Source organism: Microbacterium petrolearium (assembly GCF_054782875.1).
The window spans coordinates 13,020-29,825 of the sequence record NZ_BAAGRQ010000001.1 but is presented as its reverse complement, the minus strand read 5'-3'; the positions used below and the strand labels follow the sequence as shown (position 1 = coordinate 29,825).

Here is a 16,806-nt window from a genome sequence, read left to right as displayed (position 1 = left end):
CGCCGCTACCCCGTCACGAGCCACGCGTAGCCGTGCGGCTCCAGCGTGAGGCCGTCCGTGTGTCGCTCTCCCGTGAGCACGTCGGTGCCGGCGAGCGGCAGCGACACCGGCTCGTCGCTCACGTTGACCGCCGCCACCACCTCGTCGGGCGTGCCCGCGGCGCGGCGCACGACGAGCACGCGTGGGTCGAGCTGCTCCACGCGCTGCGCCGCGAAGGGCGAGAAGCCCGGCAGCGAGCGCCGTATCTGCAGCAGGTGACGCAGCCCCTCGAGCATGCCCGAGCGGCGGGGCGAGGTCGCCAGCTCCGCCGCGAGACGGTCGGCGTCGAGCGTCTCGCGGTTGATGCGCCGCGGGATGCCGCTCGCCTCCATGCCCGCGCGGTCCTGACTCGATCCGAACAGCGAGTGGTAGTAGATCGCCGGCACGCCCACGAGCGAGAGCAGGATCGCGTGCGCGGCGAGCCCGCGGCGCACGGCGGACGCGTCGGGATCCGGATCGGCGGGGTCCACGAGCGCGTCGAGGTAGTTGGTGTTGAGCTCGTAGACGCTCTCTGATCCGTCCGGCCGTGCCGCCATCGACACCGTGCCGCCGCGCGCGAGCGTGCGCTCGACGAGCAGCGCGCGGTCCGCGTCGCTCAGCAGGCCCTCGGTGGGGCGGATGCCGATGCCGTCGTGGCTGGCCAGGAAGTTGAACCACGTGGCCGTCTCGCTCACCGGGCCGATGCCCGCGGCCCACTCGGCGAGCGCAGTCGCCCGGCCCGTCACGAACGCGTGCAGCACGAGCGGCGGCAGCGCGAACTGGTAGACCATGTTCGCCTCGTCCGATCCGTCGCCGAAGTAGGTGACGTTGTCGGCGTGCGGCACGTTCGTCTCGGTCAGCAGCAGCGTGCCCGGCGCGAGGGCGTCGACGAGCACGCGCCACACCCGGATGACCGTGTGCGTCTGCGGCAGGTGGATGCACGTCGTGCCCGACTGCTTCCACAGGAACCCGATCGCATCGAGCCGCACCGTGGTGGCACCGCGCGCCACGTAGCCGAGCAGGATGTCGGTGAGCTCGAGCAGCACGGCGGGGGTGCTCGGATCGACGTCCACCTGATCGGGACCGAACGTCGTCCACGCGCGCGCCGTCGTCCCGTCGGGACGCTCGTAGGCGTGCACGAGCGGGCTCACCCGGGGGCGCACGACGCGCGACGTGTCGAAGTCGGGCCCTGGTTCGAGGAAGAAGCCGGCGTAGCGGGAGTCGCGCGCCAGCCACGAGCGGAACCATTCGCTCGAGCTCGACACGTGATTGGCGACGAAGTCGAGCGCGAGCCGGTGGTCGGCGCGCAGCTCGGCCACGTCGTCCCACGAGCCGAGCGCCGGGTTGACCCGACGGTGGTCGGTCACGCCGAAGCCGTCGTCGGAGGTCCACGGGTAGATCGGCAGCAGGTGCACGTCGGTCACGGCGTCGCGCACGTGCGCGCGCAGCACCGAGGCCAGCGTGTGCAACGGCGCCTCGCCCTCGCGGCGGAACGCGTCGCCGTACGTGATGAGGTAGGCCGTGCCCTCGTCCGGCCGCGCGCGCTCCTGCGAGCGCAGCTGCGGCGCCCACCGCTCCGCGAGCGCCAGCAGCTCCGTCAGCACCCGCTCGGCCCCGTCGCCGTACAGCTCCGCCAGCAGGGGCGCGAGCCGCTCCCGCATCCCGTCCACGTCGATCCGCGTCATCCGTTCGTCCCTTCCAGCAGCCGGCGCACATACTCCAGCCCGCGCTCATCCAGCTCGGCGATGCGATCCGAGAACCCCCGCAGCCCTGGCGCGGCCAGCACGACCTCGGCCCACTCGTCGCGCAGCGCGAACTGCGGCCGCGCGACGAGGCAGTCCGGATCGGTGGTCCACAGCCGCCCGTGCTGCCACGCGCGCGCCTCGAGCGACATGCGCCCGCGCAGCCCCTGCGAGCCGTCCTCGCCGCCCTCGTGGAACGTGTCGGGCGAGACGCGCATCGCGTCGAAGAAGCCCACGCTCGGCAGGATCGGCGCCCCGCACCCGAGCAGGTACGCGCGCTCGCCCATCACCTCGCGGATGAGGGCGAGGCCCGAGCGGTACGCCGCCACCGGCGTCGCGTCCGGATCGTGCCGGCGACCCGGTACGGCGCCGGCGTAGAGGAAGTCGAGCTTGAGGTAGTCCACGCCGAGCTCGCGCAGGCCCGCGAAGACCTCGGCGAGGTGCGCGCGCACGCCCGGGTGGGTCAGGTCGAGCCCCACGAGGTCGTCGCCCCAGTTGTGCCCGGCGGGGCCGACGAGCCACTCGGGGTGGCGCCGGGCGAGCGCGGAGCGCGCGCCGACCGAGAAGGGCGCGAGCCACACCCCGGCCCGCAGCCCCTCGTCGTGGATCGCCGCCACCGTGTCGGGCAGCGACCCGAAGCGCGGGTGGGGCCGCGTGCCCTCCCCCGTGCCCAGGCTCCAGCCGTCGTCGACCTGCACGACGTCCACCGGCAGCGCGAGCCGCCGGATCTCGCGCAGGTTCTCGAGCACGTCCGCGGCCGTCACCTGCTCGAAGTAGCGGTACCATGTGCACCACACACGCGGCACGGGCGCCGGCACGCGCGCGCCCGCCGCGGCGCCCAGGCGATCGCCGAACGCCGCGAGCGCCGCGTCACCGCCCGATCCGTCCCGCCACGTGTGCACCGGTCCGTCGGCGCTGACGACGACGCGATCACCCCGCCACTCGGCGCGGATCGAGGGGACCTCGCGCGAGGCGTCGAGCGTGCCGTACGTGCGCGCGGGCGCGCCGCCGCCGGGGTCGACCACGAGCAGCCCCTCGCCCTGCACGCCGCGCTCGGGCAGGGCTCTGCCGGGGCGGAACCGCATGAGGTGCTGCCACTCGTGCTCAGGCCGGTGCGCCGGGTCGCGCCGGCCGTACCAGGTGGTGGGGCTCCAGCTCTGCCAGCCCTCGGCGTAGACGCGGGCGTCGGGGCCGGCGGGGACCTCATCGATCTCGATCATGCCGGCACCTCCACGCGCTCGCCGGGGCGCGTGACCACGAGCCGCTCGGGCCGCACCGGCGCGCCACCCGCCGCGGCCGAGGCGACGGCGGCCAGGCCGATCCGCACCGTGGCGACGACGTGCTCGGCGGCGTTCTCGGGCTCCCGGTCCTCGGCGATCGCCGTGAGCAGCTCGCCCATCGCGCCGGCAAAGCCGTCGGTGAACCACTCGCCCTCCAGCGGGAAGGGCGTCCGCTCGCCGTCGCGCTCCAGCACGAGCGCGTCGGAGCCGAGCAGCACGCTGCCGCGCAGGGTGCCGCGCGTGCCGTGGATCCAGAACGGGCAGCCACCGGCGCCGGCGACGGCGTCGCCCACCACGCGCAGCGTCGCGCTCGCGCCCGAGTCGAGCCCGAGCTGCAGCGTCGCGTGCCACGGGTTGCGCGCGGCGGCGGGCTGGCCCGGCACCCGCGAGTCGGCGGCCTGCACGCTCGTGACCGCGGCGCCCTCGAGCCAGCAGCGGGTGATGTCGATCCAGTGCACGAGGTAGTCGCTCAGCAGCATGTGCGGCACCTCGTCGAAGGGCGTGCCGGCCAGGGGCGGCAGCGGCTTGTCGTGCAGGTGCGTGACGCCCACGACCTCGCCGATCGCGCCCTCGCGCACGAGCAGCGTGGCCAGCCGCCACGCGGGCGCCCACCGCCCGTTCTGGTTCACGGCCACGCGCACGCCGCGCTCCCGCGCCGCCGTGAGCACCCGGGCCAGGCGCGGCAGCTCCGCGGCATCGGCGATGAGCGGCTTCTGCGCGAGCACGTGGCGGCCGGCGTCCACGGCGGCCTCGATGAGGTCGAGGCGACCCGCGGGGCCGGTGGCGATGTCGACCACGCCGACGTGGGGGTCCCGCAGCAGCTCGGCGACCGTCTCGTGCACCGTGCCGATGCCGGCATCCGCGGCGAGCGCGTGCGCGTGCGCCGGCGTGCGCGAGGCGACCGCGACGACGGGCACGCCCCACGCGGCGTAGGCGGGCAGGTGCGCGCTGCGCGCGATGGCCCCCGCGCCGATCAGCCCGACGCCCGGCGGGTCGGCGGGCACGCGCGGGCGGATGTCGGGCACGGGGATCATCGCGCCTCCCCGGGCGCCGCGTCGAACCGCAGGATCGCCTGCAGCATGGCCGGGTCGCCGCCGTCCAGCCGCGCGAACACCGCCGCGACGTCGTCGGCGTCCACGATGTCGGTGACGAGCGCCGCCGCGTCAACGCGCCCCGCCGCGAGCTGCCCCATGACCGTGCGGACGAGGCGCGCCTGATCCCAGCGCCGGCCGAGCTCCACGGGCACGCCGGAGATCTGGCTCGCGACGATCCGCACGCGGTTGTGATGGAACTCCTCGCCCAGGCGCAGGTGCGGCGCGCCGCCCTGGTAGAAGCCCGACGCGGCGACGAGGCCCTCCACGACCACGCTGCGCACGGCCTCGTGCAGCGCCGCGTCCACGCCGGAGAGCTCAATCGCGCTGTCGGCCCCGCCGCCCGTGAGCTCGCGGATCCGCTCCCCCGCGCCGCCGGGTCGCCGCGCGTCGACCGTCTCGGCGGCGCCGAACGCGTGAGCCGTCTCCAGCCGCGATGGCTGCGCGTCGACCGCGATGACGCGCGCACCCGAGAGCACGGCCAGCCGGGTGGCGAGCAGCCCGATCACGCCCTGCCCGAAGACGGCCACCTGCTCCCCCAGCCGCACGTCGGCGGCGAGCACGGCGTTGAGGGCGATCGAGCCCACGCGTGCGAACGTGCCGAGGAGCGGATCCACGCCAGCGGGCAGCACGCGCCACGCCAGCGCGGCGGCCGGCAGCACGGCGTCGCTGCGGTGGCCCCAGATGCCGTGCACGACGTCGCCCACGCGCGGCGCGGCGACATCGTCGGCCACCTCCACCACCTGCCCCACCTCCGAGTAGCCCCACCCCTGCACGGGATAGGCGAAGCTCGGCTCGCCCGGCACGAACAGGCGCCGCTCGGCGTCCCACGTCGACGTGAGGTAGGGGTTCGTGCCGCGGTACGCCGTCAGCTCGGTGCCGGCCGAGATGCCCGAGTACCAGGTCGCGACGCGCACGGTGCCCGGCAGCAGGGGCATGGGCTCGGTCTCGACGAGCTCGACGTGGCGCGGGGCGGTGAACTGCACGATGCGGGGCACGAGGATGCGCCCTCCTTCCGGGTGGGGGTGCGGGGAGGTGTCGGTCGGCGGGATCGAGCGCGCTCAGCCGGTCACGCGATCAGCCCTTCTCGGCGCCGGCGGTGAGGCCGCCCGTGAGCAGCTTCTCGGAGGCGAAGAACAGCACGATGATCGGCAGGGTGAGGATCACGGATCCCGCCATCAGCACGGTCGTCGGCACCTCGATGCTCCCCGAGAGCTGCGACAGGCCGAGCGACACCGTCCACGCGTCGCGCCGCTCCACGAGGAACAGCAGCGCGAAGAGGAACTCGTTCCACGCGATCATGAAGATGAACAGTCCGTTCGACACGATCGCCGGCATCGCCAGCGGCAGGCTGATCTTGCGCATGGTCTGCAGCCGCGTGGCGCCGTCGATCGCGGCGGCCTCCTCGAGCGAGACGGGGATCGTCGCGAAGTAGTTGCGCAGCGTGTAGATCGACACCGCCACCACCTGCGACACGTACACGATCAGCAGCCCGACGAGCGAGCCGCGCAGGCCGATCTGCGTGAAGAACACGAACAGCGGCACGGCCAGCAGGATGCTCGGGAAGAAGTACACCGCCAGGAACAGCGCCGAGATCTGGCGGCGCCCGAGGAACGCCAGCCGGCTCACGGCGTACGAGCCGGGGATGGCGACGAGCAGCGACAGCGCGACGGTGCCGAGCGCCACGAGCAGCGAGTTGCGCATGAACGACGCGAAGCCCTGCCCGCCCTCCGAGACCGGCAGCAGCACGTCGATGTACGTGCTGGGGTCGAACTCCTCGATCGTGATCCACAGCGCGCCGGGGTTCTGCAGCAGCGAGTCGAGCGAGCGGAAGCTCAGCAGCACCATGTAGAAGAACGGGAACACCGCCACGAGAAGCAGCAGCACGATCACGATCGGCCGCAGCACCCCGAACAGGGCGTTCTCGAAGCGATCCCGGTTGACGCCGCGGCTCCGTGGCGCGGCGACCGGCGCGCGGTCAAGCGTGGCGGTCATGCCTGCTCCTCCTCTCGGCCGAACAGCTTGAGGTACACGACGACGAGCACGGCCAGGATGACGGCGAGCACGAGCGCCTGCGCGGCCGCGGCGCCGATGTCGCCGCGCGCCGTGAGGTAGTCGAACACGCGCACCGAGACGACCTCGGTGCCGGCGCCGCCGCCGGTGAGCAGGTAGATGTCGTCGAAGTTGTTGAAGGTCCAGATGAACCGCAGCACGCTCAGCACGGCGATCGTCGGCAGCAGCTGCGGCAACAGGATGTGGCGGAACCGCTGCGTGGGCGTCGCGCCGTCGATCCGCGCGGCCTCGTCGAGCACGCCGGGCACGGCGCTCAGGCGCGCGGTGAGGAACAGGAAGGCGAACGGGAACGAGCGCCACCCCTCGAACAGGATGACCGTGATCAGCGCGATCGGCAGCTCGATCGTCGCGCCGAAGACCGTGACGGGGAGCGAGCGGTCCGAGAGGAACGCGACCGGATCGTCCCATCCCAGCACGTTCGTGCCGAACCAGTTCACGATCCCGAACTGCGGGTTGAGCATGGTCGTCCACACGAACGCCGCGGCCACGACCGGGGCGACGTACGGCAGCAGCAGCGAGGCCCGGATGAGGCTGCGGCCGCGGAACGAGCGGTTCAGTGCGAGCGCCGCGATGAGCCCCACGCCGATGGCCAGCGCCGTGCCGCACACCGAGTAGACGACCGTCGTCAGCAGCGCTTGGAAGAAGCCGGGCGAGGTGAGCACGCTCACGAAGTTGTCGAGCGTGTACTGGCCGAAGAAGCCCGTGCCGCGGATGTTGATGAGGCGCACGTTCTGGAACGCCAGCGCGATCGCCCACAGGATCGGCAGCACGACCGCGACGGCGACGATGATCACCGTGGGCGAGATGAGCACGAGGCCCGCGCGGTTCTCCTCGCGGCGGCGGAAGTTCGCACCCGTGCGCCCCCGCCGCGACCGGTCGCCGCGCTCGGGGAGGTCGGGGGCCGGGCCGGTGAGGCCCGACCCCCCTGCGAGTTGCGTCATCGCACCGACTCGGCGATCGACCTCGCCGCCTCGGCGGCGGCCTCGGCCGCGGTCTGCGGGTCGTCGCCCTGGGCGACCTCGCTCACGGCCTGTGCCACGGGCAGCTCGCCCTGCAGCGCGCCGAGCAGGTTGCCCTGGCCCTGCGCGATGCCCCAGCGGGCGATGTTCTCGGGCCCCTCGGCCACGGCCTCGAGCACCTCGGGCGCGTAGAAGTCCGACAGGGGCGCCTGCGTGTCGACGCCGGCGGGCAGCGTGGCCCAGGCGTCCGAGTAGCGCGTCGGCTCGTCGGGCGTGCCCGCGCGCACGGGCACGCGCCCCTCGGGCGCGATGTCGATCCAGTCCTCGTATCCGTCGCTCATCATGTACTCGATGAGCGACTGCGCGTCCTCGGCGTTGCCGCCCGCCGTGATCGTCCACGAGGTGATCTCGCCGAACTGCGCCGGCTCGCTGCCGTCGGGGCCCGCGATGGCCGTCACGACGCCCGTGTTCTGGGCGAGGAAGGCCGGATCGTCCTGGCACTCGGCGCAGGACGGCATCGCGTCGTCGCGCAGGCCCGCCAGCTCGTCGAGCACGAAGCTCGACCAGATGAACATCGCCGCGTCGCCCGCGAAGTAGCTCGCGCGCGTCGTGTCGACATCCTGCGCGCCGGGCACGGAGTAGTTCGTCACGAGGTCGCCGTAGAACTCGAACGCCGAAACGCACGGGTCGGAGTCGAGCTGGATCTCGCCGGCGTCGTCCACGAGCTCGCATCCATTGCCGAGCGCGATGTGCTCGAACGTCTGCTCGGTGAACGCGTCGCCCGGGGCGGTCGCGCCGACGAAACCGGCCACGTCGCCCGAGTTGAGCGTCTCGGCCGCCTCGAGGATCAGGTCGTACGAGTCGGGCGTCTCCAGTTCCGCGGCCTCGAACAGGTCCGTGCGATAGAAGAGCATCTGCGTCCACGACTCGCTCGGCACCGCGAGCTGCGTGTCGCCATCGGCGGTGAGCTCGATCGCCTGCTCGGAGAACGTCGACGGGTCGAGCGCGTCGAGCGTGGCGCCCACGGCGTCGGTGTCGATGAGTTCGTTGACCGAGAGCGTGCGCACCTGCGGCAGCGAGATGCCGCCGATCACGTCGGGCAGGTCGCCGGCCGCGGCCGCCGAGGTGATGAGCTGGGCGAACTGATCCTCGGCGACCGAGACGACCTCCACGTCGATGCCGGTCTCCTCGGTGAACGCGGCGACGATGTCCTCCGTCGCGGCGACGCGATCGGGCAGGTCCTCCTGCACCCAGAAGGTGAGCCCGTCCTCACCCCCGCCGCCGTCGCCCGAGCTCGTGCAGCCGGTGAGCGCGAGTGCCACCGCACTCATGGCTGCCAACGTCGTCATTGCTGTGGCACGAGTCTTCACCGTGCGCCTCCTTGCGCTGTGGGACTTCGGATCGAACACCGGCCGCGCCAGGCGATCCGGAGTTATGCCTAGAAGTTATGCACGTAATCGCTAGGTGTCAAGCATAATTGCGGTGACGGGCCGCGCGAACGTCGCCGATGATGGATCGCGACGGTCCCGCCGCGCGCACCACGGCGGTCGCGCGGACCTGAATTTGGAGGAAGCGATGCCCGGTCCGGGAGACGTTCTCGAGCTCATCCGTTCGGGGCGGGCCACGACCCGCGGCGAGGTGCTCGACGTCACCGGACTGTCCCGCATGACGGTGGCGGCCCGCATCGACGCCCTGCTGCGCGAGGGATACATCGTCGAGAACGGCGCCGACCGCGTCACGGGCGGGCGGCCGTCGCGCCGGCTGGCGTTCCACACCTCCCGCGCGAGCGTGCTCGCCGCGACCGTCGACACCACGCACACGACGGTCGCGATCACCGACCTGGCGGGGCGCATCACCGAGACCGAGCGCATCGCCGTGCGCGTGGCCGATGGCCCCGACGCCACCCTGCGGGCGATCGTCGAGAGCGCGCGAGGCCTGCTGGAGCGCGCGGGCGTGCCGATCGATCGGGTGAGCGGCATGGGGATCAGCGTGCCCGGCCCGATCGATCCCGACACGGGCCGCCCGAGCCAGCCGCCGATCATGCCGGGGTGGGACGCCTACCCGCTGACCGACCACCTGCGCGACGCCCTGGGCGTGCCGGTGCTCGCCTCGAACGACGCCGACGCCGCCGCGCTCGGCGAGCAGCGCGCGGCGCATCCGGATGCGCGGGCGCTGTGCTTCATCAAAGTGTCGACGGGCATCGGCACCGGGATCGTCATCGGCGGGCAGGTGTACCGGGGCACGGACGGCGGGGCCGGCGACGTCGGCCACGTGAAGCTGGCCGGTCACGGCGACCGGCAGTGCCAGTGCGGCGCCTTCGGATGCCTCGCCGCCGTCGCCTCGGGCCGCGCCGTCGCCCAGTCGCTCGCCGAGCTGGGCAAGCCGGCCTCGTCCGGCTCGGACGTGGGCTCGTACCTCGCCGCCGGCGACGCGGATGCGGCGCGGCTCACGCAGGAGGCCGGGCGCGTGCTCGGCGAGGTGGTCGCGATGATCGTCTCGGTGCTCAACCCCTCGAACGTCGTCGTGGGCGGGATGCTCGCCTCCCCGCCGCTACTCGCCGGCATCCGCGAGACGCTCTACCCCCGGTCGCTGCCCCGAGCCACCCGTCACCTCACGATCAGCGAGTCGACGCTCGGGGAGCACGCGGGCATCGTCGGCCTGGCCGCGATGGTCGTCGAGCACGAGTACTCGGCGGCGGCGGTCAACGCCGCGCTCTCCGCCTGACCGGGCGGATCAGCGGCGCGCGAGCGCGAACGCCGCGGCACACAAGGCGGCGGTGACGGCCGCGAAGCACCACAGCCCCGTGGGCAGGGGCAGCACGCGCAGCGCGGCGCCGAGGCCGAGCACGGGCATGGCCAGCCCCGCATAACCACAGGCGAAGACGACCGAGGTCTGGCGGAAGGCGGCCCCGGGCGCGGCGGGAAGGAAGCACGCATGGCAGAGAACACCTGGCCGCTGAAGAACAGGCTGCCCGAGGGACATCTGTTCCTCACGAAGGCCGAGTTGCTGGAGATCCGCGACGAGGTCGACGACGAGACGCCGCTCTGGATCAACAACTACTGGCAGCCGATCCGCCAGATCACGCAGCGCCCGGTCGATCTGATCGCGATCCGGCCCGACGGGGTGCATCTGGGCTGAGCGACGGTACGGGCGGGCCCTGACCATCGCGGGGCCCGCCCGTGCCGTCCCGCGATGAACCGCACCGCGGTCGGTGCCGTCGCCGCCGACGCGATATCGCGCATCCGCTCACAGCCAGGGCTTCGCCACGCACTCTCCACATCCGGCCGCTGAACCGCGTCGGCGCGCCCTCGCGGCCCGTACGGTGACGACATGTTCGCCGAGCCCTCGCCCCGCTTCGTTCGCGTCGATGTCGGTCACATCGGCGACCGCGGCGAGCCGCGCTGGTCGTTCGAGATGCTGAAGGACGCGCCACTGCGCTCGCTGGGATTCGCCCTCACCATCGCCACGGGCGACGACGAGGAATGGCGCGCGCTCGAGGACGAGCGCCGGCGGATCGGCGATCTCGCGGCAGTGTGGGGCGGTATGCGGGCCACGACGCACACGCCGATCGGGGCGAGCCGGCAGCACTGGGTCGCGGTGTCCGACGAGCGCGAAGCGCTCGTGGGTGAGCCGCTCGTCGCGCTGCGCCAGGCTGCCCCTCCCCCGCATGCTCCGCACCTCGCGTGGTGGAGCGATGCGACGCCCATCCATCCCGCGCACCTTCAGCACGAGCTCGACGACGTCTTCGGCTTCGTCCCCCGCACCCCCGAGCCCTGGGACTATGGCGGGCACGGCTCCCCGCTCGCCTCGCTGCTCTCGCGTCTGCCAGCCTTCGAGAGGCTGAGCCTTCTCACCCGGATCGACCAGCGCGGCCTGCTCAAGGCCGATCCGCTCCGCTCGGAGGAGCTCATGGCGCTGACGACGGGGCTCGCCACGTTCGTCGGCGCCATCGGCGACGGCATCGAGCAGGAGGACGCCCCGGGCGCACTCGCCGAGATCGGCGAACGGGTCGCGAGCGAGCTGGGGTGGCCGCCGGACGCTCCCGGGAGACACGGCCGGCCGCCGGGCGAGGATCTCGTGCGCGCGTCGTGGGACCTGCGACTCCTGCGGCGCCTGCGCGGCCGGATCGTGCCGACGAGGAAGGGCCGCCTCGCGGACGCGCGCGCGATGACGGATGTCGCCCTCGAGGTGCTCACTCACCGCCACCACCGTCGCCACAGCTGGGCGGCGTCGTTCTCTCCCGCGTCGACGCTCGCGCTGCTCGCCATCGCCGACGGCGTCGGCGATCACCTCGCTCGCCTTCCCGCTCACTTGGCAACACAGCTCGAAACCGCTCGCACCATCCCTCCCGATGGCATGAGCGACGTTTACCCGATACACAGCGCGAACCCCGCGGAGATCGCGCTCCCGGATGTCCTCGACGCCCTCGCGCTGCTGAGCGCGCCGGGCGCCTTCGGCCGCATCACACTCGAGATGCGGCGGCTCGCGCACGTCGCGATCACCCGCACGCGGTTCCCCGGTTGGTTCTGACGCCATGTTCTACAATGAAGCACATGGATCGGATCGGCATCCGCGAGCTGAAGCAGAACGCGTCGGCCGTCGTCGCACGCGTGGCGGCGGGTGAGACCGTGACGATCACCGACCGGCGCCGCGCCGTCGCGCAGCTCGCCCCACTGAGCGAGGGCCGCGTCGCGCAGCTCGTCGCGACCGGGCGGGCGCGCGCGCCCAAGCACTCGCTCGCCGCCCTCGACGCGCCGAGCGTCGAGGGCGAGCTCGCGTCGACCCTGCGGCAGATGCGCGACGACGAGCGGTACTGAGGCGCCGTGGTGCATTACCTCGACACGTCCGCCCTGGCCAAGCTCGTCGTCCGCGAGGCCGAGACCGACGCCCTCATGGCCTGGGCCCGCGAGCATGCCGCGCACGCCGTCAGCTCCGACCTCGCGCGCACCGAGCTGCTCCGGGCCGTGCGCCGCGCGCACCCCGACCAGGCGGAGCGCGCACGCGACGTGCTCGACCGCATCACGCTGCTCGCGCTGACGCCCGACGTGCTCGAGGCGGCCGGCCGCGTCGACCCCGTCGCGTTGCGCAGCCTCGACGCGATCCACCTCGCCGCCGCCCTGTCGCTGGGAGACGAGCTCGACGCGATCGTCACCTACGACGACCGGCTCGCCGAAGCGGCCCGCCGCAACGGCGTGCACGTGGCCGCACCCGCCTGAGCCTGCGCCACGGGGCAAGGAGCAGCCGGTTTCCCCCTGGCCATATAAGCTGTCCTTATGGATGCCGTCGAACTTCTCCGCGCAGCCCAGCGCGACGAGACCGTCGCACGGGTGCGGCGCGGTATGGCGCTGCGGGAACTCGTGACCCAGTGCGGCTCGCAGAGTGCCGCATCGCGGGTTCTCGGCATCACACAGCCGGCTGTGAGCCAGCAGCTGCGCGCCCTCGGCCCGATCGACATGATCGCGACCGACATCGTCGTGGATGCCGCGGCGCCGCTCCTCAAGCAGGCGGCCGCGGAGCACGGTTTCCACGACCTTGCGGTGTTCGGATCGACCGCACGCGGCGACGCCGATTCGACTTCCGACGTGGATCTCCTCGTCACAGAACCCGACGGCGCGACCCTGTTCGATGTCGCTCGGCTACGACGGCGCTTCGAAGAGATCCTGGCCCGACCAGTCGATCTCGTCCTGTGGGGCGCGCTCGACGAGCGCGACGATGCGGACATCATCCGAGAAGCGGTCCGCCTGTGATGGATCTCAGGAGCGCGAAGGACCTCCTCCATATCGACGAGTGGCTTCGGCTCGCCGCGCAGATCGTGGAGCACGGCGAGCTCGCATACCTGAGCGACCCTCTCCTGCAGGAGGCGGGAGACGCGCTCATGATGAAGCTCGGAGAGGCGGCGAGGCGGCTCCAGGAACGCGGTGTGACCGCGCCGCCCGGTATCGCGTGGCGCGATGCGTCGGACAACCGCAATCTCCTCATCCACGAGTACGACAGGATCAAGCGAACGGTCGCGTGGCGCACGCTCGCCGACGCACTCCCGCGGTGGCGGATTGCTCTTGCTCCGATGATTCGGGAGGCGCGTCACACCGTCGATCCGAGGTGAGCGCTGCGGCCCCGTGCCGAAGCGCCCCGCCTGAGCCTGCGCCCTACCGCGCCCGCACCGCCGTGAGCGCCGTCACCGCCGCCGCGGCCGACCACGCCTGCGGGCGGCACGCCGCCGGATACGGCGTGGGCACGTCGGTCTCAGAGCGGGGGTCGCCGCTGTGCAGTTCGGGCACGCGGTAGACGAAGCCCTCCGCGGCGTCGAGCATGCCGTCGACCACCCGGTTCGCCTCGTCCACGAGGCCGGCGCGCACCATGCCGTGCACCGCGATCGCGGTGTCGTGGGTCCACACGCTTCCGCCGTGGTACGACAGCGGCCAGTAGCCCGCCGCTCCCGTCGACATCGTGCGGATGCCGAAGCCCGAGGCCATCGACTCCCCCAGCAGCAGCTCGGCGACGTGGCGCTCCTCGTCGCGCTCCAGGATCCCCGTGCCGATGAGGTGGCCGACGTTGCTCGTGAGCGTGTCGACCGGGCGCTTGTCGCGATCCAGCGCCACCGCCGGGTAGCGGCCCTCCGGCGTCTCCACCCAGAACGACTCCGCGAAGCGCCGGCGCAGATCCGCCGCCCACGCGCGCAGCTGCGCCGGCCCGTGCGGCTCGTCGCCCTCGCCGAAGCGCTCGAGCAGCTCGGCCCCGGCGAGCGCCGCCTCGTACGCGTAGGCCTGCACCTCGCACAGCGCAATCGGCCCCTCGGCCAGGCGCCCGTCGCGCCACTGGATCGAGTCGCCCGAGTCCTTCCAGCCCTGGTTCGCCAGACCCTTGCCCGTGCGGTCGATGTAGTCGATGAAGCCGTCGCCGTCGCTGTCGCCGTACTCGATGAGCCACGCCAGCGCGCGGCGCAGCGCCGGGATGAGCGGGCGCACCTCGTCCTCGGGCATGCCCGCCCGCCACGCGTCGTGCAGCAGGCACACCCACAGCGGCGTGGAGTCGACGCTGCCGTAGTACAGCGGCGGCAGCGACACGTTCTCGCCCGGGATCTCGAGCGTCGACGAGCGCAGCTCGTGCAGGATCTTGCCCGGCTCCTGGGCCGTCGCCGCGTCGTCCGCGTCGCCCTGCAGGCGCGCCAGCACCCGCAGCGTCGACGCCGCGATCGCCGCGTCGAGCGGCAGCATGAGGCGCGCGGCCCAGATGGAGTCGCGGCCGAACAGCGTGAAGAACCACGGCGCCCCGGCCGCGTAGAACTCGTCCTCCGGGTGGCCCGGCAGCGCCAGGCGCAGCGCGTCGAGGTCGCCCAGCGCCGTCTCGAGCCAGCGCGCCAGGCGCGGGTGGCGCTGCGTCACCTCGCCGATCACCTCGCGCGCATCCCACGGCGCCGGGCGGCGCGCCGGCTCCACCACGAGCGTGTCGTCGTGCAGCTCCAGCCACCACGACGCGCGTGCCTCGCCCCGCGCGGGCGCCTCGAGGCGCCACGTCGCGACGATCGCGCCGCCGTCCTCGCGCAGCTCGGCGCCCGGCGCCGACAGCACGAAGCTCTGCGCACCCGCGACCACCTCCGCTTCGCCATCCCGGATCGTCGTCTCGAACGCGCCCGGCACCGATCCGCCCGCCTTCACGGCGTGCAGCGACGCGAACTCCGGCACGAACCGGATCGACAGGGTCGTTCCCACCGGCACGCTGCGCCCGTTGCGCAGCACCCACGACTCGCTCACCCGCCGGCCGTCCACGGTGCGGTCGCGCACGATCCGCACCTTCGGATCGGCGACCCACTCCTCGTCCAGGCCGCGCAGCAGCCCCGCGAAGACGACGCGCGAGGGCCCGTGCGTCGACAGCGAGATCCATTCGATGCGCGAGTCGGCGCACGTCGTGGCGATCTCGCGCACGTGCCGCACATCGCCGTGGAAGATGCCGTCGATCGCCGCGGCGCCGAGGTCGCCGTCGCGCCCCGACCACACCTGGGTGGGCGCCCGCAGCGCGATGACGGCGTCGTCGAGCAGGGGCTGCAGCGGCGGCTGCGGCTCGGCAACGGTGGGGGCAGAGGTCATGGTGTCTGCTGGCTCCTTCCCTTGGCGTTCTGGGTCCGATGTGGGATGTCCCGGGATGAATCAGAACATCGGCGGGGCCTCGTTCCTTCCGAGCGATCCGATGGTGGCACATCGCCACGCCTGCCCTCATCCGGCGGACCGCAAGAGGCTTGCCCCGCCGGCCGGACCGGTGGTTGCCTGCCGTCATGGCGGAGGGCGAGCACGGACCGGGCGCGGGGGCCGAAGGACGGATCCGGGTCGGGATCTCCGGGTGGCGCTACGCCGGGTGGCGCGGCGACTTCTACCCGCGCGGGCTGCCGCAGCGGCTCGAGCTGGCATACGTCGGCGAGCGGATGGACACGCTCGAGCTGAACGGCTCGTTCTACTCCCTGCAGCGGCCCGAGAGCTACGCGCGCTGGCGCGACGCCGTGCCCGACCACTTCGCGTTCGCGGTGAAGGGCTCGCGGTACATCACGCACATGCTGCGGCTGCGCGACGCGGGCACCGCCATGGCGAACTTCTTCGCCTCGGGCGTGCTCGCGCTCGGCCCGAAGCTCGGCCCGTTCCTGTGGCAGCTGCCCGAGCGGCAGGAGTTCGACCCCGAGGGCCTCGACGCCTTCCTCGCCGCGCTGCCGCGCACCACCGGCGAGGCCCTCGCGCTCGCCCGGCGCCACGACGAGCGGCTCGAGGGCCGGGCGTGGCTGCAGATCGAGGCCGACGTGCCGCTGCGGCACGCACTCGAGCCGCGCGCGGCAAGCTTCGAGGACCCGGCCGTGCCCGAGCTGCTGCGCCGGCACCGCGTGGCCCTCACCGTGGCCGACACCGCCGGGCGGTGGCCGCGCTTCGGCGAGGTGACGGCCGACTTCGCCTACGTGCGGCTGCACGGCGCGCACGACCTCTACGCGAGCGGCTACTCCCCCGCCGAGCTCGACGAGTGGTCCGGGCGGATCCGCGCGTGGGCCGACGGATCCGGCACGCCCGACGGCCGCCCGCGCGACGTGTACGTCTACTTCGACAACGACGCCCGCGGTCACGCGCCGCACGACGCCGTCGCGCTCGCGGCACGGCTGGGCCGGGTGGCCGCCGAGGCGCCCGGTCACGATCCGGCCTGATCCGCGCGCACCACGCGCGCCCCCGAGGACGAGAGCACCACCTGCCGGCGCAGCGCCAGCCCGGCGCCGTCGGCCGCCGCCGCGATGCCGCCGATCCACTCCCGCAGCCCACCCGCCACGCGATGCCGTCCGGGCCGCTCCCACACGAGCACCACGGCGTCGGCACGCACGAGGCCCGCGAAGTCCGCCGCCCGCCGCGCCAGCAGCTCCGCGTGCGTGACCTCACCGAGCTCCGGGTCGCGCACGCGGGATCGGGGGTCACGCGGCAGCCCGTCGATCGGGAGGATCGGGTCGGTCAGCCGCCCGCGCGCGTCGAGGAACAGCAGCCACACCCGCGGCGCGTAGGCGCCGCCGAGCAGCGCCCGCACGAGCATCTCGAGGCCTGCGTCGTCGCGCACCTCGAAGGCGCGCAGGTCGTCGCCGGGAGCATCCGTCATACCTCCCACGCTCGCGCCCGGCGATCGCCCG

17 protein-coding genes are annotated in these 16,806 nt (G+C 73.2%); 8 read left to right on the top strand and 9 right to left on the bottom strand.

From position 1 onward, the window contains the following. Positions 1–5: 5 nt before the first annotated feature. The 7 genes from ACYVJ0_RS00150 to ACYVJ0_RS00120 form a co-directional block, all read right to left on the bottom strand. Positions 6–1,703 carry an alpha-amylase family glycosyl hydrolase gene (locus ACYVJ0_RS00150; protein WP_460815193.1) on the bottom strand — a complete coding sequence of 566 codons (1,698 nt, stop codon included), beginning with the start codon at positions 1,701–1,703 and terminating at the stop codon, positions 6–8. Further along, positions 1,700–2,980, bottom strand: coding sequence for a glycoside hydrolase family 36 protein (locus ACYVJ0_RS00145; RefSeq protein ID WP_460815191.1), 1,281 nt, complete (start codon positions 2,978–2,980; stop codon positions 1,700–1,702). The genes ACYVJ0_RS00150 and ACYVJ0_RS00145 overlap by 4 nt, the downstream gene beginning before the upstream one ends. Then, entirely contained in the window at positions 2,977–4,074 is a 1,098-nt protein-coding gene (locus ACYVJ0_RS00140) for a Gfo/Idh/MocA family protein (RefSeq protein WP_460815190.1), read from the bottom strand. Before ACYVJ0_RS00140 ends, ACYVJ0_RS00145 begins: the two co-directional genes overlap by 4 nt. Beyond that, positions 4,071–5,129 carry a zinc-dependent alcohol dehydrogenase gene (locus ACYVJ0_RS00135; RefSeq protein ID WP_460815188.1) on the bottom strand — a complete coding sequence of 353 codons (1,059 nt, stop codon included), beginning with the start codon at positions 5,127–5,129 and terminating at the stop codon, positions 4,071–4,073. The genes ACYVJ0_RS00140 and ACYVJ0_RS00135 overlap by 4 nt, the downstream gene beginning before the upstream one ends. A 79-nt stretch (positions 5,130–5,208) precedes the next feature. Continuing rightward, the gene (locus tag ACYVJ0_RS00130; RefSeq protein ID WP_460815186.1) at positions 5,209–6,126 is read right to left on the bottom strand and encodes a carbohydrate ABC transporter permease; all 918 of its coding nucleotides are present in this window, start codon (positions 6,124–6,126) and stop codon (positions 5,209–5,211) included. Continuing rightward, positions 6,123–7,145: a carbohydrate ABC transporter permease gene (locus ACYVJ0_RS00125; RefSeq protein WP_460815185.1), complete on the bottom strand. Its 1,023-nt coding sequence runs from the start codon at positions 7,143–7,145 to the stop codon at positions 6,123–6,125. Before ACYVJ0_RS00125 ends, ACYVJ0_RS00130 begins: the two co-directional genes overlap by 4 nt. After that, complete coding sequence (locus ACYVJ0_RS00120) at positions 7,142–8,494, bottom strand: ABC transporter substrate-binding protein (protein ID WP_460815183.1); 1,353 nt, start codon at positions 8,492–8,494, stop codon at positions 7,142–7,144. Before ACYVJ0_RS00120 ends, ACYVJ0_RS00125 begins: the two co-directional genes overlap by 4 nt. Before the next feature lie 244 nt (positions 8,495–8,738). Here ACYVJ0_RS00120 and ACYVJ0_RS00115 point away from each other — a divergent pair, with 244 nt between their 5' ends. The 7 genes from ACYVJ0_RS00115 (at position 8,739) to ACYVJ0_RS00085 (ending at position 13,266) form a co-directional block, all read left to right on the top strand. Next, positions 8,739–9,887, top strand: coding sequence for an ROK family transcriptional regulator (locus ACYVJ0_RS00115; protein ID WP_460815182.1), 1,149 nt, complete (start codon positions 8,739–8,741; stop codon positions 9,885–9,887). Positions 9,888–10,097: 210 nt separating this feature from the next. Continuing rightward, complete coding sequence (locus ACYVJ0_RS00110; RefSeq protein ID WP_460815180.1) at positions 10,098–10,301, top strand: hypothetical protein; 204 nt, start codon at positions 10,098–10,100, stop codon at positions 10,299–10,301. Between the two features lie 192 nt (positions 10,302–10,493). Next, positions 10,494–11,693 (top strand): hypothetical protein, encoded by a 1,200-nt coding sequence (locus tag ACYVJ0_RS00105; RefSeq protein WP_460815179.1) that lies wholly within the window; start codon positions 10,494–10,496, stop codon positions 11,691–11,693. Between the two features lie 23 nt (positions 11,694–11,716). After that, positions 11,717–11,980, top strand: coding sequence for a type II toxin-antitoxin system Phd/YefM family antitoxin (locus ACYVJ0_RS00100; RefSeq protein ID WP_460815177.1), 264 nt, complete (start codon positions 11,717–11,719; stop codon positions 11,978–11,980). Between the two features lie 9 nt (positions 11,981–11,989). Then, complete coding sequence (locus ACYVJ0_RS00095; protein WP_460815175.1) at positions 11,990–12,379, top strand: type II toxin-antitoxin system VapC family toxin; 390 nt, start codon at positions 11,990–11,992, stop codon at positions 12,377–12,379. Between the two features lie 57 nt (positions 12,380–12,436). Beyond that, the gene (locus tag ACYVJ0_RS00090) at positions 12,437–12,910 is read left to right on the top strand and encodes a nucleotidyltransferase domain-containing protein (protein ID WP_460815174.1); all 474 of its coding nucleotides are present in this window, start codon (positions 12,437–12,439) and stop codon (positions 12,908–12,910) included. Further along, entirely contained in the window at positions 12,910–13,266 is a 357-nt protein-coding gene (locus ACYVJ0_RS00085; protein WP_460815614.1) for a HepT-like ribonuclease domain-containing protein, read from the top strand. Before ACYVJ0_RS00090 ends, ACYVJ0_RS00085 begins: the two co-directional genes overlap by 1 nt. A 43-nt stretch (positions 13,267–13,309) precedes the next feature. On the opposite strand, the gene ACYVJ0_RS00080 is transcribed toward ACYVJ0_RS00085, so the two are convergent. Next, positions 13,310–15,247: a glycogen debranching N-terminal domain-containing protein gene (locus tag ACYVJ0_RS00080; protein ID WP_460815172.1), complete on the bottom strand. Its 1,938-nt coding sequence runs from the start codon at positions 15,245–15,247 to the stop codon at positions 13,310–13,312. A 185-nt stretch (positions 15,248–15,432) separates the two neighbouring features. Between ACYVJ0_RS00080 and ACYVJ0_RS00075 the strand changes: the two genes are divergently transcribed. Beyond that, positions 15,433–16,338: a DUF72 domain-containing protein gene (locus ACYVJ0_RS00075; RefSeq protein WP_460815170.1), complete on the top strand. Its 906-nt coding sequence runs from the start codon at positions 15,433–15,435 to the stop codon at positions 16,336–16,338. Here ACYVJ0_RS00075 and ACYVJ0_RS00070 read toward each other — a convergent pair. Next, positions 16,323–16,775 carry a hypothetical protein gene (locus ACYVJ0_RS00070; RefSeq protein WP_460815168.1) on the bottom strand — a complete coding sequence of 151 codons (453 nt, stop codon included), beginning with the start codon at positions 16,773–16,775 and terminating at the stop codon, positions 16,323–16,325. The genes ACYVJ0_RS00075 and ACYVJ0_RS00070 overlap by 16 nt on opposite strands. Positions 16,776–16,806: the final 31 nt, after the last annotated feature.